We start from the raw sequence: 23,752 nt of genomic DNA, 5'->3' as shown, positions 1-23,752 counted from the left end.
ACCTCATCGTGGCACGGGCCCGCCTACCGCGTCCCCTCCGGTCGCGTCCGCGCCAGGTACGTGCGGGAGCGCGTCACCTGGTGCTCCAGCGCGTCGACCGTCTTCGCCATGCTCGCGATGGCCTCGCCCCGGTACGACTCGATGCTGTCCATCGTGGCGAAGACGTTGTCGAAGGCGCGCTGCAGCACCTCCACGTCGACCGCCGCCGAGGTCTGCTCCTTCTGGATCTGCTCGGTCTGGGTGCGCAGGTTCTCGCCCGTGCGGCCGATCAGCGAGTTGGTGCTCTCGTGGAGGGCGCCCAGCTGGTCGATGACGAGGCGCTGGTTCTCGAGGGCCTGCGCGACGACCACGGCGGTGCGGAGGGCGGAGACCGTGGTCGTCTTGGCCCGCTCCACGCCCTTGATCAGCTCCACGTTGTTCTTCTTGATCACGTCGAGCGCGAGGTACGCCTGCACCGACACCGCGATCTGCGTGGTGAGGTCCTGGCGGCGCTGGCGGATAGGGAACAGCGCCTCGCTCTCGAGCCGGGCGGCGCGCTCGGGGTCGGTGCTGCGCAGCTCCTCGGCGGCCTCCACGGTCGCGTTGTCGAGCGCGGTCGCCAGCACGACGTACTCGTTGAGGCGCTCGGTGGTCTTCCAGAGGGCGGCGCGCTCCTGCTCGATGTCGACGTTGTCGCGGCGCAGCGACTCCTGGCCGTTGTCAAGGGAGGAGACGATCGCGTCCAGCTGCTTCTGCGCCGACTCGAACCGCTGCACGTACTGGCGCAGCCTCCTGCCACCCGGCACGCGCGCGAGCATCCGGTTGCGGCCCGTGAGGTGCTGCGGGTCGAAGTCGCTGACGGTCGAGCGGAGGTCCTGCAGCGTCCGCAGCACGCCGTACTGCGGGTCGGTGCGCACCGTCTTGCCGCGCGCGGCGGCGAGCGAGGCGCCCGGCCGGTTCAGCAGCGCGCGGGAGGCGTCGCCCGACTCCCGCATCTCCTTGTCGCCGAACAGCGAGAAGCCGTTGATCTTGCGGCGGAAGGCGTCGCTGTCCGGGTCGGCGGCGGCCAGCTCGGCGACGAAGTCCCTCGCCTGCTGCTCCAGCTCGGCCGTCCGCTGCGCCGACACCCGGACCATGCTCACGGCCTGGTCGTCCGACAGCTCAGGCACCGCCTCCGGAGGCCGCAGGCCCTCGTCCGTGTGCGCATCCATGACCGCTCCTCACCCTTGGCGTCGATCGATGCTGCCAGGGTAGGCCGCCAGGCCGGGCGGCGGGAGGGCGAGGGTCGCGTGCACAGCGGAAGCGCAGCATTCGGCCAGGCGGAGTCACATCCGGGAGACCTGCACGGTCTTGTTCTGTGAGGGACCTTGCTCTGGGAGGGACACGACGGGACGCGGGAGGCTGCGGTGCGCAAGAGCGATAGTGGGACGACGACACGACCGGCCAGCGGCCGGCACCCGGCGGGCCTGCGCCGCCACTTCGCCTTCGGCCTGCGCCACGCGACCGTGCACGGCCTCGGCGAGGCCGGAGCCGCGGGCGACCTCGACCGGCTGCGCTCCCTGCTGCATCCGGGCGTGGCGGTGGTCGTCGACCGCGGTGAGCCGGACGGGTCGGAGGTGCGGGTGGTGCGCGGCCCCTACGACGCGGCCGAGGTGCTCGCGCACGGTCTCGCGGCCGGCCCGGGCGTGGTCGTGCAGGAGCGCGCGGTCAACAGCCGTCCCGGCCTGATGGTCGTCGACTCGGGGACGCCGGTCGCGGCGCTCGCCGTCGACTTCACCGGCGCGCTGATCAGCCTCGTGTGGGTGCGGATGCACCCTGCGCCGCTGCGCCACGGCGTGACCGTCTGAGCCGGCCGCAGCCCTCCCGGGTGTCACAACGGCACCCTCCACCCGGTCGAAGCTGCTGGCGCACACCCGGTGCGCCGGGAGCGGAGACGACGACCATGGCCCGACGGAGCACCTCCACGACGGTGGGCAGCCCGAACACACCCCAGCAGCGGACCGTCCTCGCGGTCGCGATCCTCGCGACGTTCATCGCCTTCCTCGACGGCAGCGTCGTGAACGTCGCACTGCCCGCGATCGGCCGTGAGCTCGGCGGCGGACTCGCCGCACAGCAGTGGATCGTGGATGCGTACCTCCTGACCCTCGGCGCGGTCATCCTGCTGGCCGGGTCGCTCTCCGACCTGTACGGGCGCCGCCGGGTGCTGCTCTGGGGGCTCGTCGGCTTCGCCGTCGCATCCGCGGTCTGCGCGCTCGCGCCGACCGCCGGGGTGCTGATCGTCGCGCGCGGGGCGCAGGGCGTCGCCGGGGCGCTCCTCGTCCCCAGCTCGCTCGCGCTGATCCTCAGCGCCTTCCGCGGGGCCGCCCAGGCGCGCGCGATCGGCGCCTGGACAGCGGTGACCAGCCTCGCCAGCATCGCCGGACCGGTCGTCGGCGGCGTGCTCGTCGACACGCTGTCGTGGCGCTGGGTGTTCGGCATCAACCTCCTGCCGATCGCGGTCACCCTGCTCCTGCTGCGCGGCCTGCCCGCCGACCCGCCGCGAGCCGCCGGCGCCCGGGTGGACGGAGTCGGTGCGGCGCTCGCCGTGGTCGGGCTCGGGCTGTCGGTGTTCGCGCTGATCGAGCACGGCCGCTACGGCTGGACCTCCCCGGTCATCCTCGGGTCGCTGGTCGTCGGCCTCGCCGCCGCGGTGGCGTTCGTGCTGTGGGAGCGCCGCGCGGCCCGGCCGATGCTGCCGCTGGCGATCTTCCGCGAGCGCGACTTCTCGGTGGGCAACGTCGCGACCGCGTTCATCTACGGCGGCGTCGCCGTCGGCACGTTCGCGCTCGCCCTCTTCCTGCAGCAGGGCGCCGGCTACAGCGCGACGCTCGCCGGGTTCGCGATGGTGCCCTCCAGCGTCCTCCTGATCGCCCTCTCGGCCATGTTCGGCCGGCTGAGCGGGCGCATCGGGCCGCGCCTCCTGATGACGGCCGGCCCGCTGGTCGCCGCGGGCGGCTTCGCGCTGATGCTGCGGATCGGCACGCACGCCGACTACGTCACCGAGGTGCTGCCGGCGGTCGCGCTGTTCGGGCTCGGGATGTCGATCACCGTCGCGCCGCTGACCGCGACCATCCTCGGCGCGGTCGACTCGGCGCGGTCGGGCATCGCCTCCGCCGTCAACAACGCCGTCTCGCGCGTCGCCGGGCTGGTGACGGTGGCGCTCGCCGGCTCGGTCGCGGGCACGATGAGCGGCGGGCTCTCGGGAGTCGACGGCTTCCACGCTCTCGCCGGCGCGGCCGCCGTCTCGCTCGCGGTCGGCGCGCTGGTCTCGGCCGCGGGCATCCGCAACCCCCGCGCCGCCGACCCGACCACCCCCGAGCCCGCCGCGCACCAGCACGCGCTCACCCGCTGACCGCGGGGAGGCGCTCAGTAGTCCTCGCGCCGGTCCTGCTCGGCGTCGGCCACCGGCTCCAGCTGCGTCAGCTCGGTGAGGGCCGCGCGCAACTGCCGCTCCAGCCACTCGGACGTCGCGCCGCCGCGCCCCACCGCGGCGTCCAGCTGCGTGAGCCGCTCCTGCGCAGAGCCTCGAAGATCGTCCACGATGTCCCTCCTCCGGCCGGCTCCGAGGGCGCGGCCTCAGGCCCAGGCTAGTGATCGCATGCGTCCTGCCACCAGGCTCAGCCCAGCGGCTCCACCCGCCCGCTGCGCAGGTGCTCGTAGACGACCGACGTGCGCACGTCGGCGACCTCGCGCCGCTGGGTGAGCCGGTCGATGACGAAGGCGTACAGCCCCTCGTTGTCGGCGACGGCCACGTGGATGATGAAGTCCTCGTTCCCGCTCGTCACGAACACGCCCAGCGTCTCCGGCAGCGCCGCCACCCAGTCCCGAAACCCCTCGATCACCGGGCGCGCGGGCGGACGGATGCGGACGGCGATGAGCGCCTGCACCCCGCGGCCGAGCTGGGCGAGGTCGACGTCGAGGGTCGCGCCGCGGATGATCCCGCGCTGCCGCAGCGCGCGCGTGCGCTCGAGCGCGGTGCTCGGCGAGACGCCGACCGCCGCTGCGACGTCGCGGTTGCTGCGCCGCGCATCCGACTGGAGTTCGCGCAGGATCGCCCGATCAAGTTCGTCCATGGAGGCTCAGCGTAGCCGTTCGCCGAACGAAGTTCGATGATCGAGCGGCGATCCCGGTGATTCGGTAGCCTCCTGGGCATCCGACCGCGCATCCGAAAGGGCCGCTAATGAATCCAGTCGTCGGCTTCGCTCCCCACGAGGTGGACACCGGCGCGCCCACCCGCTCGGCCCGGCTCAAGTGGGTGATCGTCGTCGACGAGGCGCTCCCGGCCGGCATCGCGACGAACGCCGCCGCGTGCGTCGCCGCGGCGACCGCACCGCACGTCGCCGGCCTCCTCGGCCCCGAGGCGGTCGATAGCGGCGGCCACGCCCACCCGGGGCTGCCGTGGGCAGGGTGCAGCGTTCTCAAGGGCAGCGCGGAGCAGCTCGCGGCCCTCCACGCGCGCGCCGCGGCGAGCGACACCGTGTTCGTTGCCGACATGCCCGCCGCCGCGCAGCTCACCCGCGTCTACGACGAGTACCTCGAAACGGTCGCCGCGGCAGCCCCCGCCGACCTCTCCTACTACGCGGTCGGTCTCGTCGGCCCGCGCAACCGCATCGACAAGCTCGTCGGCCGCCTCCCCCTCCTCTGACCCGTGCTCGGCGGCTAGCGGCCCAGCAGGTCAGCGGTCAGCGGGTCAGCGTGACGTGCCGACGTGCCAGATGGGGGTGGGGGCGGTGCCGTTGACGCTCCAGTCGCCGACGATCCGCGCCTTGTAGACCCAGGGGTTGTGGGAGGCCACGGTGCGGGCGTTCCGCCAGTGCCGGTCGAGTCCGGCGGAGCGGCTGACGGCGGAGGCTCCGAGCGTGTCGAAGAGCCGCGTCGCCGCGACGGGGACCGCCTGGCTCAGCGCGATCTGCGCCTGCGCCGAGGCGATCTCGGCGCGCACGTTGGCCTCCACGTCCTCCGCGGAGTCGCGCTGCGCAGCCGTCGCGGCGGCCGCATCGAGCGCATCCGATACCGAACGCACCAGCGCCCGCGCGGTGAACGCGGTCGCCGAGATCTCCCCGATGACGGCCTGCAGCTGCCCGTCGTCCTTCGCGAGCGGCGCCAGGCCGTGGCTGTACACGCGGGTGCGGGCGCGCAGGGCGGCCCCCGCCTCCCGCTCCACCGCCTGCGCGATGCCGGCGAGCACCGACACGAGCGTCCACTGGTAGAGCGCGGTCTGGTAGCGGAAGCGGTCCTCGAACCGGAACACGTTCTCCGGCTCGACCACGGCGTTCGCGAACACCGCGGTCCCGGTGCCGGTGAGCTGCTGGCCGAAGCCGTCCCAGTCGTCGCTCACCGTGACGCCGGGCTGGTCGACGCGCACGAGCACGGTGACGGCGTTGCCGTCCTCATCGGTCGCGGTCGCGTCGATCCAGTCGGCGTAGAGGCTGCCGGTCGTGTAGAACTTGCGGCCGCTCAGCAGCACGCCGCCGGAGGTGCGCCGCACCCGCGTGCCCGACTCGCCGAGCGTCACCGGCCCGGTCTCGCTCCACGCGTTGCCGACGACCTCGCCCGCGGCGAAGCGCGCCAGCCACGCGTCGCGCGAGGCCGACGGGGGAGCGGCGAGCCGGTCCTCCACGAAGGCCAGGTGCCCCCGGAAGATCTGCGGCAGGTTGGAGTCGGCCGCCGCCAGCTCGACGAGCAGCTCGCCCAGCTCCGCGAACGTCAGCCCCGAGCCTCCCGCGGAGACGGGGAGGCGCAGCGCACCGAAGCCCGCGTCCGCCAGCCCCCGCACGAGGGCCGTCGGCAGCTCGTGCTCGCGCTCGCGCCGCGCGGCGTCGGCGGCGATCCGCTCGAACAGCGGCGCGAACCGCTCGCGCGCCGCGGCCGATCCGGTCGGTGCAGCCCCCTCGGGCGCAACGGCCTCGACCAGTGTCGTGTCGGTCATCACGGTCTCCGATCAGGTGTACAGCGAGATCGGCTGCAGGTCGCCGTTGACGTAGTACGCGCCGACCTCCAGCTTCTTGTAGTCGACGGGATCGTGGAGGGTGTGCGTGCGCACGTTCCGCCACCACAGGTCGAGCCCGACCGACGCCTTCGCCGAGCTGGAGCCGGTGACCTCGAACACGCGCGTGGTCACCTCGATCGAGACCTCGGTGGAGACGACCTTCAGCCGGGCGATCCGCTGCGCGAGCACGCCGCGATCCTCGGCGGTCACCTCGGCGCCCTTCGCCACGACCGCGTCGAACTCGCGGCCGACCGCGTCGGCCAGCGCCTCCACCGCCTCCACCTTCGACAGCAGCTCGCCGAAGACGCGCAGCACGAACGGGTCCTCCGCGTAGCGGTCGACGCCCGAGAGGAACCAGGAGTTGTTGCGCGCCAGGGTCAGCTCCCGCGCCTTCCTGAGTGCGCCCTGCGCGATGCCGAGGTACAGGTTGCCGAACGCGAGCTGGATGCCGGGCGTGATGAGCGTCGAGAACGGCTCGTCGCTCAGCTCGCCCAGGATGTCGGAGGCCGCCACCGCGACCTGCTCGAAGGTGACGGAGCCGCTGGCCGAGAGCCGCTGGCCCAGCGCGTCCCAGTCCCCGTGGTACCGGATGCCGGCACGGTCGTGGTCGAGCAGCACGAACACCGGGCGGCCGTCCAGCGGTCCGCCCGCGACCGTCGCGGACGCGAGCACGACGTCGCCGACCGAGGCGCCGGTCGAGAACCGCTTGGTGCCGTCGAGCCGGTACGAGCCGTCGTCGAGCGCGGTCAGCGTGAGGTCGGGGTCGACCGGGTTGACCGAGTCGCCCCACACCCAGCGGCCCGCGACCGTGCGGCGGTACAGCTCCGGCTGCCGCGCCGGGTCGACGGCGAAGCCGATGTTGCCCGAGTTGATGTAGTGGTACGCCAGCACCTGGGCGACGGAGGCGTCGGCGCGCGACAGCACGCGGATCGCGCGGAACGCGGTCTCCCAGTGCGCGCCTCCGCCGCCGAACTCCGCCGGGTCGAGCAGATTCACGAGACCGACGTCACGCAGGTGCTGCAGCTCGCGGTGCGGGTCGAGGTTGGCGCGGTCGCGCTCGAGGGCGTCGACGGCGAGGGTCTCGGCGGCCTCGTCGGCCACCGCCTCCCAGCGGCTCAGCTCTTCGGGGGTCGCCTGTCCGGTCCAGAAACTGCGGGCCATCATGCTCCTTCGGTGACGCGCGCGCGGGCGTCCGCGGCGCTCGGTCGGTCTGCGAACGCACCGCGGTACGCGTGCGCGGGATGCCAGCTCGGCACGACAGCGTCGCCCGTGCCGCTCAGGCGGCCGCGGAGGGTGGCGCCAGGCTGCTCGTCGAGACGCCCACGGGCCTTCAGCTCGGGGACCACCAGCTCCACGAACTCCTCGAAGCTGCCGGGCGTGACCACGTAGGCGAGGTTGAAGCCGTCGATGCCGCCGACCTCGATCCAGCGCTCCAGCTCGTCGGCCACGGTCGCCGGGCTGCCGACGATCACCGGGCCGATGCCACCGATGCCGACGTACTCGGCGATGTCGCGGGCGGTCCACTGCCGGGTGGGGTCGGCGGTGGTGAAGATGGAGAGCGCCGAGCGGGCCGCATCCGTGTCGATGTACTCCAGCGGCTCGTCCAGCGGCACCTGCGACAGGTCGAGGCCCGACCAGCCGCCGTAGAGGGCGAGGGCGCCCTCGGTGGAGACGTAGGTGCGGTACTCGTCGAGCTTCGCCTGCGCCTCCTCGTCGGTCGGTGCGACGACCACGGTTGCGAGCGTGAGGATCTTCACGGTGTCGCGCGGCCGGCCGAGACGCTCTGCCCGGTCGCGGATGTCGTCGGTCAGCTTCCGCGTCAGCTCGGGCCGGAGGCCGTTGATGAAGATCGCCTCGCCGTGCCGCGCCGCGAACTCCCGGCCGCGCGGCGACGCGCCCGCCTGGAAAATCACCGGCGTGCGCTGCGGGCTCGGCTCGCTGAGGTGGATGCCGGGCACGCGGAAGAACGCGCCGTCGTGCTCGATCGGGTGCACCTTCGCCGGGTCGGTGAAGACGCCGGTCTCGCGGTCGCGGACGACGGCGCCGTCCTCCCACGACCCCTCCCAGAGCTTGTACGTCACGTCGAGGAACTCCTCGGCGATCCCGTACCGGTCGTCGTGCCCGATCTGCTTGTCGAGGCCGAGGTTGCGCGCGGCGGAGTCGAGGTACGAGGTGACGACGTTCCAGCCGATCCGGCCCTTCGTCAGGTGGTCGAGCGTCGAGAAGCGGCGGGCGAGGAGGTACGGCTGCTCGTACGTCGTGGCGACCGTCACGCCGAAGCCGAGGCGCTCGGTGACCGCGGCCATCGCGCTGATCTGGCCGATCGGGTCGTTCAGCGGCACCTGGTCGGCGTCGACGAGCGGGGGAGCGGCGGAGTCGCGGTACACGTCGTAGATGCCGAGCACGTCGGCGAGGAACAGCGCGTCGAACCCGCCGCGCTCCAGGGTCTGCGCGAGCGACGTCCAGTAGTCCAGGTCGGTGTAGCGGTGCGCCTGGTTGTCGGGGTGGCGCCACAGCCCGGGCGCCTGGTGGGTGACGCAGCTCATGTCGAACGCGTTGAGGATGATCCGATCGGCCATAGTCGGGGGACTCTAGCGGCGGCTCGGGGAGGCTGACCAGCGCGTGTGACGCCACGTTGCGCCCGCGTCGCACAGCGTCACATTCGGTTGCCCCGCCGCCCGTGCCGCCTCTACAGTCCCGACCCACACAGCAAACCCGAACCCCAGCAGGGAGCAGCACCCATGACCTCACGACGACGCCTCACCGCGGCGGTCGCCGCGCTGGCCGCGACGGCCCTCGCGCTGACCGGCTGCGCGACCGGCTCCGACGCCTCCACCGCCTCCGGCTCCGGCGACAAGAAGTTCGCCGGCCAGACCCTGACCGTCGAGATGATCTCGTCGCACGAGGGCGCCGCGAAGTGGCTGGCCGCCGAGTTCAAGAAGGAGACCGGCGCGACCATCAAGCCCGTCATCGTCCCCTACGACGAGATCGGCTCGAAGATCGCCCTCGACCAGCAGTCCGGCGCGAACACCATCGACGCCGCCGCGCCCTGGTACGTCTCGCTGGGCGACCTCGCCGCCGACGGCGCGATTCAGGACCTGTCGTCGTGGATCAAGGACGACAAGGCGCTGGACACCTCCGACTTCATCCCGTCGATCTACGACGCGTACTCGAAGGTCGGCGACAAGCGCTACGGCCTCCCGTTCGACGGCGACACGCACGTGCTGTTCTACAACAAGGAGATCCTCGCCAGGAACGGCATCGCGAACCCGCCGAAGACCTGGGACGAGTACCTCGCCGACGTCAAGACGATCACGGCGAACGAGGGGGCGAAGGGCGTCTACGGCGCCGCGGTCTTCGGCCAGAAGTCCCCGCTCATCCTCGGCGCCAGCTACGCCAACCGGCTCGCCGGATTCGGCGGCGAGTTCCTCGACAAGAGCGGCAAGCCGGCGCTCGACTCCGAGGCCGCGGTGGAGGCCGCCCAGGCCCTCGTGGACGTGAACACGTACGCGCTCCCCACCCCCGCCGAGACCGACTTCGGCGCAGGGAACAGCGCCTGGTTCGCCGGCAAGGTCGGCTTCATCGAGAACTGGACCGACCTCGGCGTCCGCTCGGAGGACCCGTCGAGCGACTCCACGGTCGCCGGCAAGTGGGGCGTCGTCACCCTTCCGGTCGGCGGCTCCAACACGACGCCGCGCGCGTCGCTCGTGGCCGGCTTCACCTGGGTGATCACGGCGAACACGAAGAAGGCCGACCTGGCGAAGGCGTTCATCCAGTTCGCCACCTCGTCGGAGACGAACGCCAAGCTGCTCGTCGCCTCCCCGCCCACCGGTATCGACCCGAACCGCAAGAGCTCGCTGGAGGACGCCACCTACGGCAAGGACTTCCCCGAGATCCAGAAGGTCAACGAGACGACCCTGCAGGGCACCCTCGCCTGGCCGACCGGCGAGCACGCCACGGAGCTCGCACAGGTGCTGACCGACGGCCTCGCCAAGCTGCTCGCCGGCCAGGGCGGGACGGCGAAGCAGACGATGGACGACATCCAGAAGAAGTGGGAGAGCATCCTCAAGTGACCGAGGTCGCCCTCGACACCGCCGCCCGCCGTCCGGCCGCACCCACCCGGGTGCGCGCCGGGCGGCCGGGCGGCGCCTGGCTGCGCCGGAGCATGGTCACGCCGACCGTGCTCGCGACGCTGGTGATCGGCGCGTATCCGCTCGTCTTCATCCTGCTGACCGCGTTCTCGGAGTCGTCGCTGGGGCGCCCGTTCCAGGCGTGGGTCGGCGGCGCGAACCTCGCGGAGGTGCTGACCGACGGCGACGTGACCGCCTCCCTCCTCCGCAACACCGTTTATGCGGTGATCGTGACGGCCGCGAGCGTGGCGCTCGGCGTCGTCACCGCGCTCGCCCTGCGCAGCGCGACCAGCCGCGGCTCGCTCGTGCGCACCCTCCTGCTCCTCCCGCTGATCACCCCGCCCGTGATCGTCGGCGTGCTGTGGAAGCTGATCTTCAACCCGTCCGGCGGCCTGCTGAACACCGTGCTCGGCCTGTTCGGGTACGCCGGGGACCCCGTGGCGGTGCTCTCGAACCCGGCCTGGGCGCTCGTCGGCATCGGCGTCGCCGACGTGTGGGAGTGGACGCCGCTGGTCGCCCTCCTCGTCTTCGCCGCCCTGCTCGGCCAGGACCGCGAGGTCGCCGAGGCCGCCGCGCTCGACGGCGCGCACGGCTTCCGCTTCTTCCGCAGCATCACGCTGCCGGCCATCGCGGGGACCGTCGCGGCGGCCTTCCTCATCCGGCTCGTGCTGGCGTTCAAGGTGTTCGACCTGGTGTTCGTGCTGACTTCGGGAGGCCCCGGCACGTCCACGAGCGTGCCCGCGTACCTGATCTACCAGGCCGCGCTGCAGCAGTTCGACCTCGGCCGCGCCTCCGCCATCACCCTGCTCCTCGCCGTCGTCGTCACCGTCGTGACGCTGCCGGTCATCGCCATCGCCCGGAGGCTCCACAATGACTGACCGCCTGCTCGCCGGCGCCGGCTCGCGCACCCGCCGCCCGGCCGCCGCGATCGTCGTGCTGGCTGTCGTGCTCGCCGGGACGCTCCTCCCGATCCTCTATCTCGTCTCGGTCTCGCTGATGTCGCGGGCGGATGTGGGGGCCGGACTCCTCGTGCCCGCCCACCCCCAGCCGCAGAACTGGGCCAACGCCGCGTCGGGCGGGCTGCTGCAGGGCATCGCCAATTCCCTGATCGCGGCCCTCGCCGGCGCGGCGATCACGCTGCTGTTCGCCGTGCCCGCCGCCTGGGCGATCACGCGCTACCGGGCGGGAGGCCGCACGCTCGCGGCGACCGTGCTGAGCCCGTGGCTGCTGCCACCGATCGTCGCCGTCATCCCGCTCTTCACTCTGCTGCGGACGCTGTCGCTCAACAACACGCTGCTCGGCCTCACGCTCGTCTACGGCCTCGCCAACGTCGCGGTCGCGGTCTGGCTGCTCGAGGGTTTCACCCGCCGCATCCCGGTCGAGCTGGACGAGGCCGCTCAGCTGGACGGCGCAGGAGGCTACCGCGTGCTCTTCTCGATCGTCACGCCGCTGCTCGTCCCCGCCCTCGTCGCCATCGGCATCATCGTGGCGGTGCTGAACTACAACGAGTTCCTGCTCGCCGCGTTCCTCACCCAGTCGCCGGACGCGCAGACGCTCCCCGTCGTGCTCACCCTGATGCTGGGGGAGCGGATCACGGACTACGGCAAGCTCGCCGCCGCGAGCGTCATCGGCCTCATCCCCGTCTTCGCCGCCGCCGCCTTCTTCCAGCGCCGCCTGGTCGCCGGCCTCACCGCGGGCTCGGCCCGCTGAGGCCCGCCCTCCTCCGTTCGTAACTCCGGAGATCGTGCGACCCGCTCGCGCGATCTCCGGCTGAAGCGGCCGACACGCCGTCCCGGCGGCGGGATCTCCGGAGCTGCTGACGCGCGCACGCGCGTTCTGCCCCCCGACCAGGGAGGGGACCAGCCGTACCCGCCGCCGCCAGGGCTGCGCCCGATCACTAGCGTGATCACGTCCCGGAGCGCGCGTCCCCGCCGCCGCGCCGGGCCGCCCCCGACTGCCCGACCTCGGCGCCGCTGCGCCGCCCTGCCCGAACCGAGGCTTCTTTGCGCCCGAAATCCGACGCACGTCCCGTCGTTCCCGCCCTCACCTCGCTCCGCGCGCACACCTCGCACGCCCGCCGCGCGCTGCGCCGCACCGCGGTCACCGCGGCCGCCGTACTCGGCCTCGCGGGCCTCGCGCTCACCGGCGCGACGGCGTCGTACGGTGCTGCGCAGCCGCAGACCACCTTCGTCAACGAGGGCTTCACCGGCACCTCCGCGGGCGCCGGCTACACGCTCCCGAGCGCGGCCCCCGGGTCGTTCGTCACCAACAGCGCCTGCCTCACCGCCCGCACATCGACGACGGCGACGGCCTCCGACACCATCCCGGGCTGTGGAGGCACGGCCGACGCCGACGGCAGCGGCGCCCTCCGCCTCACCTCGGCCACCCTCAACATGACCGGCGGCGTCGGCGCGAAGCAGTCCGTGCCGATCACCAAGGGCATCGACGCGATCTTCGACAGCTACCAGTACAACGGCGTCTCCGACGGCACGGGCACCGCCGACGGCATCGTCTTCTACCTGGCCGCGACCGACCCGTACAACCCGACCGTGCCGACCCAGATCGGCCAGCTCGGCGGCTCGCTCGGCTACAGCGGCACGAAGACCGCGAGCGGCCTGGCGCACGCCTACCTCGGCCTCGGCCTCGACCGCTACGGCAACTTCAACCACCCGAACTTCGGCGGCAACGGCTGCGCCGCGGACGCGAGCCGCCCGCGCTACCCGAACAACGTCACCGTCCGCGGCCCCGGCGACGGCACCACCGGCTACTGCGTGGTCACCTCGACCGCCGGCACCGCGCTCACCGGTTCGCTCAGCAAGTCCGGCGTCACCGACCGCTCGCAGGCGAAGGTGCCGGTGGAGATCGTGATCAACCCGACAGCGGCCCCGCTGCAGGCGCAGCGCGCGACGGACGTCACCGTGAACGCGGGCCAGTTCGCGGTCATCTTCACCCCGATCGGCGGCACCCGGCAGACGCTGACCGGCACCCTCCCCAAGCTGAACCCGGCAGGCAACCAGGCCAGCATCCCGGCCTCGTGGATCGACCCGGCCACGCAGTACCCGTACAAGCTCACCTACGGCTGGGTCGCCGGCACCGGCGGCGCCTCCGACGTGCACGAGGTCAACTACCTCGAGGCCAAGACGGCCGCGGGTCCCGTGCCCGTCCTGTCGGCGACGGCGGGGGCGGATGCCGAGGTCGCCCACGGCGGCAACGGCCTGTACACGGTCACCCCGACCGTGACGAGCGGTGGAGGGACGGAGTCGCAGCTCATCCGCGCGACCACGACCTTCCCCGCCGGCTTCACGCCCTCGGCGGCGACGCCGTCGGCCGGCTGGAGCTGCACCGTCGCCGGACAGGTCGCGACCTGCGACTACGCGGTCGACCCCGCAGCGCCGATCCAGCCCGGCACCGCCGTGGCCGAGCTGGCCGTGCCGTACACCGTCTCCGGCACCACCCGCACCGCGACCATCTCGTCGGTCGTCGCCTCCACCGACGCGGAGGCCGTCACCGCCTCCAGCGCCGTCACCGTGCTGAAGCAGCCGGTGAGCGTGACCGTCGGCGACGTGACCGCCGAGCTCGGCGCGACCGCGACCTTCACCGCGACCGTGGCGTCGACCTCGAAGTACGCGCCGACGACGCCGACGGGCAGCGTCACCTTCACCGACGACACCACCGGCGCCGAGCTCTGCACCGCGCCGGTGAACGCGGCGGGCGTCGCGAGCTGCACCGCCCCCGCGGCCGGGCAGGTCGGCGCGCACACCGTGCTGACGTCGTACACCGGTGACGCCGACCATGAGGCCGTGACCGGCGCAGACCGTGCCGCCTCCGCGCTCGACATCACCAAGGTCTCGACCACGGTCGCCATAGCGATCGTTCCTGCCGAGGCCGCCTACGGCACCGCCGCGACGCTCTCGGCGACGGGCCTGCCGGCCGACGCGACGGGGACGCTCACCTTCACCAGCGGCGGCGATACCCTGTGCGCGACCCAGCTCCCGGTGACCAGCTGCGCCACCTCCACCTCGCTTCCGGCGGGCGCGTACCCGATCACGGTCGCGTACTCGGGCGACGACACCTACAAGCCGTCCGACTCGATGGAGGCCACGCTCACGATCCGCAAGGCGGCGACGCCGATCAGCGGGACACCCGGCGACCCCGGTAACGGCGGCAACCCCGGCAACCCCGGTAACGGTGGCAACCCCGGCACGGGCGACCCGGACGTCGTCACCGTGACCCACGGCGAGCCGACCGGCGTCCCGGTGCCGACGCTCCCCAAGGACGCCACCGGCACGATCTCGCTGGTGACCGACGACGGCAAGGTGCTCTGCACCGCGACCCTCCCGGCCACCACCTGCACCGTGCCCGGCGACCTCCCGGGCGGCACCTACACGGTGAAGGCCGTCTACAGCGGCGACGACAACTACGAGCCGGCGACGGGCGACCCGTTCACGCTCGTGGTGGCCGCCCAGTCGACCGCGATCGTCGCGCACCAGACCACCGCGAAGAACGGCACCGTCACCCTGCGAGTGAGCGGCCTCCCGGCCGGCGCGACCGGAACGGTCGCTTTCCGCCTCGCCGACGGCACCGAGCTCTGCACCGTGACGCTGCCCGCGGAGTCCTGCGACACCACCGGCCTCGCCGCCGGCGACCACATCGTGACCGCCTTCTACAGCGGGGACGCGTCGTTCGCCGCCTCCACCTCCCAGGTGACGGTCACCGTGGAGGCCGCCCCGGCGCCGCCGGCACCCCCGGTCGTCACCCCGACCGCGACCCCGACGGCCACGCCCGACGCGCCCGCCCCGTCGCCGAGCGCGACTCCGGTCGCCGCGGCCTCCGGCCTGGCGCACACCGGCTCGGACGTCGCTGTCGGCGGCATCGCCCTGGCAGCCCTCGCCCTGCTCGCCGGCGGCCTGGTGCTGCTGCAGCTCCGCCGCCGCCGCGCCTAGCGGACACCCTTCTCGCGCCGAGTCGTGACAGGATGTCGCGACTCGGCGCGAGAAGCGACACGATGTCACGACTCGGCGGGGCATCCACCGGCATTCGGTGGGATACTCGCCCCATGACCGACACCTCCACCGACCGCGCCGCCTTCTACGAGGGCATCGCGGCGGAGTTCCACCAGCACTACACGCGCGGCCCGCGCTTCATCGCGGTCACCGGGGTGCCCGGCGCCGACCCCGCCTCCGCCGCCGACGACCTCGGCGCCGCCCTGCGCGCTGCCGGCGAGACGGTCGAGCGTGCGAGCGTCGCGGCGGGTACCGATCCCGACGCGTTCCGGCAGGAGGTCGTGGTGCCGTTCCGCACGCACGAGGGCGTGCTGGTCGTCGACGGTCCTGGCCTCCTGGAGCCGGCCTTCCGCGGCTTCTTCAACTTCTCGCTCTGGGTCGAGCACGACCCGGAGCGCAGCGCGGACTGGTCGTTCGTCTCGACCGGCCGCAAGGATCCGCTCGGTGCGCCGCGCGAGGTCGCGTCGGTGCTGCTGGACGACCTCGACCCCGAGCGCCCGCGCCGCCTCTTCGCCGACTCCTGCTAGGCCCGCCCGGCGATCAGCCCGCGGACCCGCCGCCACAGCCCCTGGCGCTGCGGTCGCACGTGCACGCACGCGCTCGCGATCGTCGGCGGGTCGGCGGCGAGGTCGTGCAGGTTGTTGCGGCCGGTGCCGTCCCAGTTGGCGAACAGGAAGCCGCCGCCGAGGCCCGACATGGTCTTGACCGGGACGCGCGACCACGTGTCGTGACCGGTCACGTAGGCGACGGCGCCGCGTTCGATGTCGGCGACCGCGGCGGCGGCGTCGACGACGCCCTCGGACGTGAAGAGGGTGGTGACCGAGCCGAGGTGGTCGCGGACGACGAAGTGGACGCGCAGTTCTCTGCTGATGGGAGGCTCCCGGAGGTGATGGGGCGGGAGGACGCCGCTGTCCGGAGCGAGAACCATTCTACGCGGTCGGTTCTCCGCGCCGGTCCTCCTCCGGCAGCACTGCGTACTCCTCGCGAACGAAGCGCGCGAACTGCGCGGCGGCCGCCGACTCCGACCGGGTGCGGTTGCGGGCGAGCCCCACGATCCGCGACGCCTCGTCGGCGAGCGGCACGGCGACGATGCCGGGGTCGGCCGGCGCGTCGGGGATGAGCGCGACGCCGACGCCGTCGCGCACGAGCGCGCGCAGGGTCGCGAGCTCGGTCACCTCGATGACCGGGTCCAGGACGACGCCGTGCGCCGAGAAGTACGCGTCGGCGATGTGCCGAAGGCCGGACCCCGGCCGCAGAGCCACCAGCTCCACCGTGTCGAGGTCCGCGACCGTCACGCTCGCGCGATCGGCGAGGGGATGCCCGACCGGCACACCGAGCACCAGCCGCTCGGCGGTCAGCGGGTGCCAGTCGATGTCGGGGTCGCGCGGGTCCGGGCTGAGGAAGGCGAGGTCCGCCGATCCCTCTCGCAGCGCGTCGAGCACGGTGTCGGCCGTGCCGCCGCGCAGCACGAACCGGATGTCGGGGAACAGCGCCCGGTACTCCCGCACGACCCGGGGGATGAGCCAGCCGCCGAACGACGACACGTACGCGATCGAGACCGTGCCGCCGGACGGGTCGCGCAGCGCGTCGATGCGCGCCCTGGCGTTCTCGAGCTCGGTCTCGGCGCGCACGGCGTGGGCCAGCAGGATCTCCCCGTACTGGTTCAGCTCGAGCCGGCCGCGGCGGCGGTCGAACAGCTCGACGCCGGCCTCCGCCTCCAGCTTCGCCAGGGTCCGCGACAGCGTCGACTGCGAGATGCCGAGCGCGTCGGCGGCCAGCGCGAGGTACCCCTCGGCGGCCAGCGCGCGGAACTGGGCGATCTCGTCGATGCGCATCCTCCCATCATGGCCCGCGCGTATAGCATCCGCGCGCCACGACCCCCGACCGGGTCCCACCCGCATGGGCGTGAAAACGCATGTCTGCTCAAATGAGCGGTCTACCCCCGAACGAGTTTTCTGTACGTTCACAGAAGGGTCAGCGGCCCGTTCCCCGCATTTCCTAGGGTGGCGCCCGGATCACCAGCACCTCACCGACCGAGGAGAAGAATGTCAACCAGACTGGGGAGGCTGTGGCGCGTCGCCACCGCCACCATCGTCGGCGCCGGCCTGGCCGCCGCCCCGATCGTCGCGGCCCCTGCGCTCGCGAGCACCGACGGCACCGGTGTCGTCATCAACGAGGCCTACCTCTCCGGCGGCAGCGCCGGCGCGGCCTACACGAACAAGTTCGTCGAGCTGTACAACCCGGGCGACGCCGCCGTCGACCTGGGCGGCTGGAGCGTGCAGTACCGCTCCGCGACCGGCACGGGCGCCGCGAACGGCGTCGTCCCGCTCTCCGGCTCGATCGCCGCCAAGGGCTACTACCTGGTGGCAGGAGGCTCCAACGGCACGAACGGCCAGGCCCTCCCGACGCCTGACGCCGCGGCGAACGGCCTCAACCCGAGCGGCACCACCGGCACGCTCATCCTGGCGAAGAAGGCCACGGCGCTCACCCTGCCCACCGGCTCGGTGACCGGCAACGCCGACGTCGCCGACCTCCTCGGCTACGGCACCTCCAACACCTTCGAGACCGCCAAGGCGACCGCCCCCACGGCCAACAGCGACGTGAAGTCGCTGAACCGCACCTCCTTCAAGGACGCGGACGACAACAGCGCCGACTTCTCCCTGAACGCCACCATCACGCCGCAGAACTCGTCGTCGACCGGCGGCGACCCCGGCACCGACCCGGGCGAGGGCACCGACCCCGGCAACGGCGGCGACCCGGGTCCCCCGGCCGGCGCGATCACGATCGCCGAGCTGCAGGGCACCGGCGACGCCAGCCCCAAGGCGGGCCAGACGGTCACGACCGCCGGCATCGTCACCGCGCAGTACGCGACGGGCGGCTTCAACGGCTTCTACCTCCAGACCCCCGGCACCGGAGGCGCTGTCGACCTGGCGACGCACACCGCGTCCGACGCGGTCTTCGTGTACGGCTCCTCCTCCGCCGCCGCGGTGAAGACCGGCGACTACGTGCAAGTCACCGGCGCGGTCAGCGAGTTCAACGGCCTCACCGAGCTCACCGCCACGAAGGTCGACCAGCTCGACAAGAGCACGGTCGCCGCTCCCACGCCCGCCACGGTCGGCCTCCCGGCCACCGACGCGCAGCGCGAGGGCCTCGAGGGCATGCTGCTCGCCCCGCAGGGCGCGTTCACCGTCACCGACACGTACTCGACCAACCAGTACGGCGAGGTGGGCCTCGCCGCCGGCGACAAGCCGCTCGTGCAGCCGACCGAGGTCGCGCGCCCCGGCACGCCCGAGTACGCGGCGGCCGTGGCCGATGTGAAGGCCCGCGGCGTCATCCTCGATGACGGCGGCTCGACCAACTTCCTCGGCAGCGCGGCGAACAAGGCCAAGCCGCTGCCGTATGTGTCGCTGCAGAACCCAGTACGCGTCGGCGAGCCGGTCACCTTCACCAAGCCGGTCATCCTCGACTACCGCAACGACGCCTGGAAGTTCCAGCCCGTCGCCGAGCTGACCCCGGCCGACGCGGCCGACGTGCAGCCCGTCACCTTCGGCAACACCCGCACCGCGGCGCCGGAGAACGTGGGCGGAGACCTGCGCCTGGCCACGTTCAACGTGTTGAACTACTTCACCACGACCGGCGACCAGCTGAGCGGCTGCACCTACTACACCGACCGCGCCGGCGAGAAGGTCACCGTCAACTCCGGCTGCGACGCCCGCGGCGCCGCCGACGCCGACGACCTCAAGCGCCAGCAGGACAAGATCGTCGCGGCCATCAACGGCCTCGGCGCCGACGTCGTCTCGCTCGAGGAGATCGAGAACTCGGCCCGGTTCGGCAAGGACCGCGACGACGCGCTCTCGAAGCTCGTCGCCGCACTCAACGCCGCCGCCGGCAGCGAGGTCTGGGCGTACGTGAAGTCGCCGTCGAAGCTCCCCGCCACCGAGGATGTCATCCGCACCGCCTTCATCTACAAGAAGGCGACCGCCGAGCCGGTCGGCGACGCCAAGATCCTCGACGACGCCGCGTTCTCGAACGCGCGCCAGCCGCTCGCGCAGGCCTTCAAGAAGGTCGGCGCCGGCGACTCCTCGACGTTCATCGCGATCGTCAACCACTTCAAGTCGAAGGGCTCGGGCAGCGGGGCCGACGCCGACCAGGGCGACGGCCAGGGCGCCTCCAACGCCTCCCGCGTCGCCCAGGCCAAGGCTCTGGTCGCGTTCTCGGACGAGCGGCAGAAGACGCTGGGCACCGACAAGGTGCTGCTGATCGGCGACTTCAACGCCTACCTCAAGGAGGACCCGATCACGGTCCTCACCGACGCCGGCTACGTCGACCAGGTGAGCACCCGCACGAGCAAGTACACCTACTCGTTCGACGGCACGGTCGGCTCGCTCGACCACGTGCTCGCCTCGCCCGCGATGAACAGGACCATCACCGGCGCGGACGTGTGGAACATCAACTCGGGCGAGTCCATCGCGCTGGAGTACAGCCGGTACAACTACAACGTCACGAACTTCTACGCGGCCGACCCGTACCGGTCGAGCGACCACGACCCGATCGTCGTGGGCCTCGGCCTGAAGGCGGCGCCCGTGACGCTGAACCTGCTGAACATCAACGACTTCCACGGTCGCATCGACAGCAACACCGTGAAGTTCGCGGGCACGATCGAGAAGCTGCGCGCCGAGGGCGGCGAGGGCAACACCCTCTTCCTCTCGGACGGCGACAACATCGGCGCCTCCCTGTTCGCCTCGGCCTCGGCCGGCGACATCCCGACGCTCGACGTGCTGAACGCGCTCGGCCTGAAGACGAGCTCGGTGGGCAACCACGAGTTCGACAAGGGCTTCGCCGACCTGACCGGCCGGGTGGAAGACGCGGCCGACGTCAGCTACCTCGGCGCGAACGTCTACAAGAAGGGCACGAAGGACCCGGCCCTGCCCGAGTACGCCGTGTTCACGGTCGACGGCCTGAAGGTCGGCGTCATCGGCGCCGTCACGCAGGAGACCCCGACCCTGGTCTCGCCGGGCGGCATCGCCGACCTCGACTTCGGCGACCCGGTGGAGGCGGTCAACCGCGTCGCGGGCGAGCTCACCGACGGCGACCCCGCCAACGGCGAGGCCGACGTGCTGGTGGCCGAGTACCACGAGGGCGCCGGAGCCGGCACGCCGGACGGCGCGACCCTCGAGCAGGAGGTCGCCGCGGGCGGCGCCTTCGCCGACATCGTGACCAAGACCTCCAACAAGGTCGCGGCCATCTTCACCGGCCACACCCACAAGCAGTACGCGTGGGACGCCCCGGTGCCCGGTGTCGACGGTGCGACCCGTCCGGTCGTCCAGACCGGCAGCTACGGCGAGAACATCGGCCAGGTGCAGCTCACCGTCGACCCCGACACCGACACGGTGACGGCCCACACGGCCCGCAACGTGGCCCGCACGACCGACGCGGACGACGCGCTGGTCGCGGCGTACCCGCGGGTCGCGCAGGTCAAGACGATCGTCGACAAGGCGCTCGCCGACGCGGCCGTGATCGGCAACCAGAAGGTCGGCTCGGTCACCGCGGACATCACGACGGCCTACGCCAACGGCCTGCGTGACGACCGCGCCAGCCAGTCCACCCTCGGCGGCCTCGTCGCGGACTCGCTGCTCGACACCCTCAAGCCGGCCGAGCTGGGCGGCGCCGAGATCGGCGTCGTCAACCCGGGCGGCCTGCGCGCCGAGCTGCTGTACGGCACCGACGGCTCGATCACGTACGCCCAGGCGAACGCGGTCCTGCCGTTCGTGAACAACCTGTGGACCACGACCCTGACCGGGGCCCAGTTCAAGCAGGCGCTCGAGCAGCAGTGGCAGCGCAACGCCGACGGCACCGTGCCCAGCCGGCCGTTCCTCGCGCTCGGCCTCTCGAAGAACGTGAACTACACGTTCGACGAGACCCGCCCCGAGGGCGACCGGATCACGAGCATCCTCGTGAACGGGCAGCCGATCGACCCGGCGAAGTCGTACCGGATCGGGTCGTTCTCGTTCCTGCTGCAGGGCGGGGACAACTTCCGCGCCTTCGTGGGCAGCGACACCCGCGACTCGGGTCTCATCGACCGGGACGCGTGGATCGGCTACCTCCAGCAGCACAGCCCGGTGTCGCCCGACTTCGCCAAGCGCGGCGTCGGCGTGACCGGCGTGCCGACGGGCACCCTCCAGCGCGGCCAGCAGGTCTCGTTCCAGGTGAAGGGTCTCAACCTGACCTCCCTCGGCAGCCCGGCGAACACCGCGCTGGAGCTGACCTGGGCGGGCAGCTCGGCCTCCCTCGGCACCGCGGCGGTGGACGCCACGGGCAACGCGACCGTGACCTTCACGGTCCCGGCCGACGCGGCGGGCGCGAGCAGCCTGGTGCTGCGGGCGACCCCGACGGGCACGACCGTGCAGGTGCCGCTCACCGTGGCGGCCGCCGAGCCCGGCGACCCGAAGCCGACGAAGGACCCGAAGGCCGCCAAGGAGTCGGCGCTGAAGAAGGCCCTGGAGGGTCTCGTCAGCACCGACAAGGCGACCTACAAGCCGGGCGAGCAGATCTCGATCACCGTCGGGAAGAAGCTGGCCGGCCAGTGGGTCTCGGTCTGGGCCTACTCGCAGCCGCAGAACATCGGCGGCGGCTGGGTGCAGGTGCCGGCGAGCGGTGTGCTGACGCTCACCCTCCCGAAGGACATCGGCAACGGCAACCACAAGCTGTCGGTGCAGGACGCCCAGAACGACGTGCTCGGCTGGACGACCATCAAGGTGAAGGCCGACAACGGCCACGGCAGCGGCAACGGCCTGATCGACTGGATCGTCGATGTGATCGGCGGCATCCTCGGCTGGCTGTTCGGGCACTGACCCGCAACTGACGGCGACGGACGGCCGTCGGAGGTGCACACCTCCGGCGGCCGTTCGCCGTTCCCCATCGCCGCATCGATAGCGACATGTACAAAATTCTTGACACGGTGTCAGCCCCGCTTTACACTCGCCATGTACAGAATCTTTGACATGCGAGGTGTGTGGTGTCGTACGACGAGAAGAACTCCTGGGTCTTCCTGGTGACAGCGGTCATCGGGTACGCGACCTACCTGATCCTGCTGGCGGTCCTCGGTCCGGGCGCCTACGTGCCGCTGCTGCTCTGGACCGTCGGCGGCGCCATCGTCGTCAACATCCTGGCGAGCATCGTCGTCTCGGCGACGAACCCGAAGGACGCCGACAAGCGCGACCAGCGCGACCGCGAGGTCAAGGCGTTCGGCGAGCGCATCGGCCAGGCCTTCGTGGTCATCGGCGCTGTCGCCGCGCTCGTCCTCGCGATGTTCGAGACGCCGTGGTTCTGGATCGCGAACGCCGTCTACCTCGCGTTCGTCCTGTCCGCGGTGGTCGGCTCGATCGCGACCCTGGTCGCCTACCGCAAGGGGATGCCCGCGTGGTGAAGCCGACGCGGGTGACCAACTCCATCCGGGCGCTGCGGTTCGGCGCCGACGAGATGACGCAGGCCGAGCTCGCCGACCGCGTCGGCGTGACCCGGCAGACCATCATCGCCATCGAGCAGGGCCGCTATTCGCCGTCGCTCGAGCTGGCGTTCCAGATCGCGCGGGTGTTCGGGGTCCCGCTCGACGACGTGTTCGCGTACCCCGAGACGACCGAGAGCTGAGAAGAGACGATCATGACGACGATGCGAGCGGTGACGCAAGACGTGTACGGCCCGCCGAGCGCGCTGCACGTCGAGCAGGTGCCGATCCCGGCACCCGCCGATGATGAGGTGCTGGTCCGGGTGGAGACCGCCGGCATCGACGCGGGCACCTGGCACCTCACGACGGGTCGCCCCTACCTGATGCGCGCCATCGGTCTCGGGTTCCGCGGCCCGAAGGCGCGCATCCGCGGCATGGCTTTCGCCGGCGTGGTGGAGGGGACCGGTGAGCGCGTCCTCGGCTCGGCCGACGGCGCGCTCGCCGAATACGTCGCCGTGAAGGCGTCCGACCTGGTGGCGCGCCCCGACGATCTCGGCGCGGTGGAGGCCGCGGCCCTGCCGATCTCCGGCGTGACGGCCCTGCAGGCGGTCCGGGCCGCCGGCATCCGCGAGGGCGACCGGGTGCTGGTGCTCGGAGCGGCGGGAGGCGTCGGCCACTTCGCCGTGCAGCTGGCGACCGCGCAGGGCGGCCGGGTGACGGGCGTGTGCAGCGGCGCGAAGGCCGACCTCGTCCGTGAGCTCGGCGCCGAGGAGGTCGTCGACTACACGACGACCGACGTGCTCGCCCTCGGCCGCATCTGGGACGTCATCATCGACACGGCCGGCAATCGCCCGCTCGGCGCGCTCCGCCGCATCCTGTCTCCGACGGGGTCCCTGGTGATCGTCGGTGGGGAGGCCGCGGGACCGCTCACCGGCGGCATCGGCCGCACGGCGGCCGCGGGCCTCCTCAACGCCGTCAGCACGCAGCATCTCGTCGGCCTCGTCTCGACCGAGAACGCCGACGACGAGCGCGAGCTCGTCTCGCTCTGGGCGCAGGGAGCCGTCCGCCCGGTCATCGACACGGTCTATCCGCTGGAGCACACCGCGGACGCCGTGGAGCACATCGGCGCCGGCCGCGCTCGCGGCAAGGTGGTCGTCACCCTCTGATC

Annotated in this window: 20 protein-coding genes; 12 read left to right on the top strand and 8 right to left on the bottom strand. The window is 72.3% G+C overall.

Annotation, left to right across the window (positions count from 1 at the left end):
- Positions 1-23: 23 nt before the first annotated feature.
- Positions 24-1,190 carry a toxic anion resistance protein gene (locus P5G50_RS17805; protein ID WP_301209489.1) on the bottom strand — a complete coding sequence of 389 codons (1,167 nt, stop codon included), beginning with the start codon at positions 1,188-1,190 and terminating at the stop codon, positions 24-26.
- 195 nt (positions 1,191-1,385) lie between these two features.
- Here P5G50_RS17805 and P5G50_RS17800 point away from each other — a divergent pair, with 195 nt between their 5' ends.
- Both P5G50_RS17800 and P5G50_RS17795 read left to right on the top strand, forming a co-directional pair.
- The gene (locus tag P5G50_RS17800) at positions 1,386-1,826 is read left to right on the top strand and encodes a sigma-70 family RNA polymerase sigma factor family protein (protein ID WP_301209488.1); all 441 of its coding nucleotides are present in this window, start codon (positions 1,386-1,388) and stop codon (positions 1,824-1,826) included.
- 95 nt (positions 1,827-1,921) lie between these two features.
- Positions 1,922-3,370 carry a DHA2 family efflux MFS transporter permease subunit gene (locus P5G50_RS17795; protein ID WP_301209487.1) on the top strand — a complete coding sequence of 483 codons (1,449 nt, stop codon included), beginning with the start codon at positions 1,922-1,924 and terminating at the stop codon, positions 3,368-3,370.
- Between the two features lie 14 nt (positions 3,371-3,384).
- Here P5G50_RS17795 and P5G50_RS17790 read toward each other — a convergent pair whose 3' ends face one another.
- Positions 3,385-3,558, bottom strand: a complete 174-nt coding sequence (locus P5G50_RS17790) for a hypothetical protein (RefSeq protein ID WP_301209486.1) — start codon at positions 3,556-3,558, stop codon at positions 3,385-3,387.
- Positions 3,559-3,635: 77 nt separating this feature from the next.
- Positions 3,636-4,091, bottom strand: a complete 456-nt coding sequence (locus P5G50_RS17785; protein ID WP_301209485.1) for an Lrp/AsnC family transcriptional regulator — start codon at positions 4,089-4,091, stop codon at positions 3,636-3,638.
- A gap of 107 nt (positions 4,092-4,198) precedes the next feature.
- Here P5G50_RS17785 and P5G50_RS17780 point away from each other — a divergent pair, with 107 nt between their 5' ends.
- A complete protein-coding gene (locus P5G50_RS17780) occupies positions 4,199-4,663 on the top strand; it encodes a DUF2000 domain-containing protein (protein ID WP_301209484.1) in 465 nt (154 codons plus the stop codon).
- A 45-nt stretch (positions 4,664-4,708) separates the two neighbouring features.
- Here the strand turns inward: P5G50_RS17780 and P5G50_RS17775 are convergent, their stop codons facing one another.
- The 3 genes from P5G50_RS17775 to P5G50_RS17765 are packed head-to-tail and all read right to left on the bottom strand — an operon-like array spanning position 4,709 to position 8,586.
- Positions 4,709-5,947 (bottom strand): acyl-CoA dehydrogenase family protein, encoded by a 1,239-nt coding sequence (locus tag P5G50_RS17775; RefSeq protein WP_301209483.1) that lies wholly within the window; start codon positions 5,945-5,947, stop codon positions 4,709-4,711.
- 12 nt (positions 5,948-5,959) lie between these two features.
- Positions 5,960-7,171, bottom strand: coding sequence for an acyl-CoA dehydrogenase family protein (locus P5G50_RS17770; protein WP_301209482.1), 1,212 nt, complete (start codon positions 7,169-7,171; stop codon positions 5,960-5,962).
- Positions 7,168-8,586 (bottom strand): LLM class flavin-dependent oxidoreductase, encoded by a 1,419-nt coding sequence (locus P5G50_RS17765; protein WP_301209481.1) that lies wholly within the window; start codon positions 8,584-8,586, stop codon positions 7,168-7,170. The genes P5G50_RS17770 and P5G50_RS17765 overlap by 4 nt, the downstream gene beginning before the upstream one ends.
- A 162-nt stretch (positions 8,587-8,748) precedes the next feature.
- Between P5G50_RS17765 and P5G50_RS17760 the strand changes: the two genes are divergently transcribed.
- From P5G50_RS17760 to P5G50_RS17740, 5 genes are all read left to right on the top strand, one after another.
- Positions 8,749-10,080 (top strand): ABC transporter substrate-binding protein, encoded by a 1,332-nt coding sequence (locus P5G50_RS17760; RefSeq protein ID WP_301209480.1) that lies wholly within the window; start codon positions 8,749-8,751, stop codon positions 10,078-10,080.
- On the top strand, positions 10,077-11,015 hold the full coding sequence (locus P5G50_RS17755; protein WP_301209479.1) for a carbohydrate ABC transporter permease: 939 nt from the start codon (positions 10,077-10,079) through the stop codon (positions 11,013-11,015). Before P5G50_RS17760 ends, P5G50_RS17755 begins: the two co-directional genes overlap by 4 nt.
- A complete protein-coding gene (locus P5G50_RS17750) occupies positions 11,008-11,847 on the top strand; it encodes a carbohydrate ABC transporter permease (protein WP_301209478.1) in 840 nt (279 codons plus the stop codon). Before P5G50_RS17755 ends, P5G50_RS17750 begins: the two co-directional genes overlap by 8 nt.
- Positions 11,848-12,140: 293 nt before the next feature.
- The gene (locus tag P5G50_RS17745) at positions 12,141-15,080 is read left to right on the top strand and encodes an Ig-like domain repeat protein (protein ID WP_301209477.1); all 2,940 of its coding nucleotides are present in this window, start codon (positions 12,141-12,143) and stop codon (positions 15,078-15,080) included.
- 113 nt (positions 15,081-15,193) lie between these two features.
- Entirely contained in the window at positions 15,194-15,667 is a 474-nt protein-coding gene (locus P5G50_RS17740) for a nucleoside/nucleotide kinase family protein (RefSeq protein WP_301209476.1), read from the top strand.
- Here P5G50_RS17740 and P5G50_RS17735 read toward each other — a convergent pair.
- Together P5G50_RS17735 and P5G50_RS17730 are read right to left on the bottom strand one after the other, a co-directional pair.
- Positions 15,664-16,068, bottom strand: coding sequence for a hypothetical protein (locus P5G50_RS17735; protein WP_301209475.1), 405 nt, complete (start codon positions 16,066-16,068; stop codon positions 15,664-15,666). The genes P5G50_RS17740 and P5G50_RS17735 overlap by 4 nt on opposite strands.
- A gap of 1 nt (position 16,069) precedes the next feature.
- Positions 16,070-16,975, bottom strand: a complete 906-nt coding sequence (locus P5G50_RS17730; protein ID WP_301209474.1) for a LysR family transcriptional regulator — start codon at positions 16,973-16,975, stop codon at positions 16,070-16,072.
- 210 nt (positions 16,976-17,185) lie between these two features.
- Between P5G50_RS17730 and P5G50_RS17725 the strand changes: the two genes are divergently transcribed.
- The 4 genes from P5G50_RS17725 (at position 17,186) to P5G50_RS17710 (ending at position 23,750) form a co-directional block, all read left to right on the top strand.
- Entirely contained in the window at positions 17,186-21,991 is a 4,806-nt protein-coding gene (locus P5G50_RS17725; RefSeq protein WP_301209473.1) for an ExeM/NucH family extracellular endonuclease, read from the top strand.
- A gap of 164 nt (positions 21,992-22,155) precedes the next feature.
- Complete coding sequence (locus P5G50_RS17720; RefSeq protein WP_301209472.1) at positions 22,156-22,566, top strand: hypothetical protein; 411 nt, start codon at positions 22,156-22,158, stop codon at positions 22,564-22,566.
- Positions 22,560-22,787, top strand: a complete 228-nt coding sequence (locus tag P5G50_RS17715) for a helix-turn-helix transcriptional regulator (RefSeq protein ID WP_301209471.1) — start codon at positions 22,560-22,562, stop codon at positions 22,785-22,787. The genes P5G50_RS17720 and P5G50_RS17715 overlap by 7 nt, the downstream gene beginning before the upstream one ends.
- 12 nt (positions 22,788-22,799) lie before the next feature.
- Positions 22,800-23,750: an NAD(P)-dependent alcohol dehydrogenase gene (locus tag P5G50_RS17710; protein WP_301209470.1), complete on the top strand. Its 951-nt coding sequence runs from the start codon at positions 22,800-22,802 to the stop codon at positions 23,748-23,750.
- Positions 23,751-23,752: the final 2 nt, after the last annotated feature.

This window comes from Leifsonia williamsii (genome assembly GCF_030433685.1).
GTDB classification, from domain to species: Bacteria; Actinomycetota; Actinomycetes; order Actinomycetales; family Microbacteriaceae; genus Leifsonia; species Leifsonia williamsii.
Note: the sequence above shows the minus strand (reverse complement) of the source record. Positions and strands in the feature narration are given on the sequence as shown.

Bases quoted from the DNA above. Each gene is read 5' to 3' on its own strand.
- P5G50_RS17770 (WP_301209482.1), bottom strand. From the start codon at position 7,171: ATGATGGCCCGCAGTTTCTGGACCGGACAGGCGACCCCCGAAGAGCTG.
- P5G50_RS17740 (WP_301209476.1), top strand. From the start codon at position 15,194: ATGACCGACACCTCCACCGACCGCGCCGCCTTCTACGAGGGCATCGCG.
- P5G50_RS17795 (WP_301209487.1), top strand. From the start codon at position 1,922: ATGGCCCGACGGAGCACCTCCACGACGGTGGGCAGCCCGAACACACCC.
- P5G50_RS17760 (WP_301209480.1), top strand. From the start codon at position 8,749: ATGACCTCACGACGACGCCTCACCGCGGCGGTCGCCGCGCTGGCCGCG.
- P5G50_RS17750 (WP_301209478.1), top strand. From the start codon at position 11,008: ATGACTGACCGCCTGCTCGCCGGCGCCGGCTCGCGCACCCGCCGCCCG.
- P5G50_RS17805 (WP_301209489.1), bottom strand. From the start codon at position 1,190: ATGGATGCGCACACGGACGAGGGCCTGCGGCCTCCGGAGGCGGTGCCT.
- P5G50_RS17710 (WP_301209470.1), top strand. From the start codon at position 22,800: ATGACGACGATGCGAGCGGTGACGCAAGACGTGTACGGCCCGCCGAGC.
- P5G50_RS17775 (WP_301209483.1), bottom strand. From the start codon at position 5,947: ATGACCGACACGACACTGGTCGAGGCCGTTGCGCCCGAGGGGGCTGCA.
- P5G50_RS17730 (WP_301209474.1), bottom strand. From the start codon at position 16,975: ATGCGCATCGACGAGATCGCCCAGTTCCGCGCGCTGGCCGCCGAGGGG.
- P5G50_RS17735 (WP_301209475.1), bottom strand. From the start codon at position 16,068: ATGGTTCTCGCTCCGGACAGCGGCGTCCTCCCGCCCCATCACCTCCGG.
- P5G50_RS17725 (WP_301209473.1), top strand. From the start codon at position 17,186: ATGTCAACCAGACTGGGGAGGCTGTGGCGCGTCGCCACCGCCACCATC.
- P5G50_RS17785 (WP_301209485.1), bottom strand. From the start codon at position 4,091: ATGGACGAACTTGATCGGGCGATCCTGCGCGAACTCCAGTCGGATGCG.
- P5G50_RS17780 (WP_301209484.1), top strand. From the start codon at position 4,199: ATGAATCCAGTCGTCGGCTTCGCTCCCCACGAGGTGGACACCGGCGCG.
- P5G50_RS17765 (WP_301209481.1), bottom strand. From the start codon at position 8,586: ATGGCCGATCGGATCATCCTCAACGCGTTCGACATGAGCTGCGTCACC.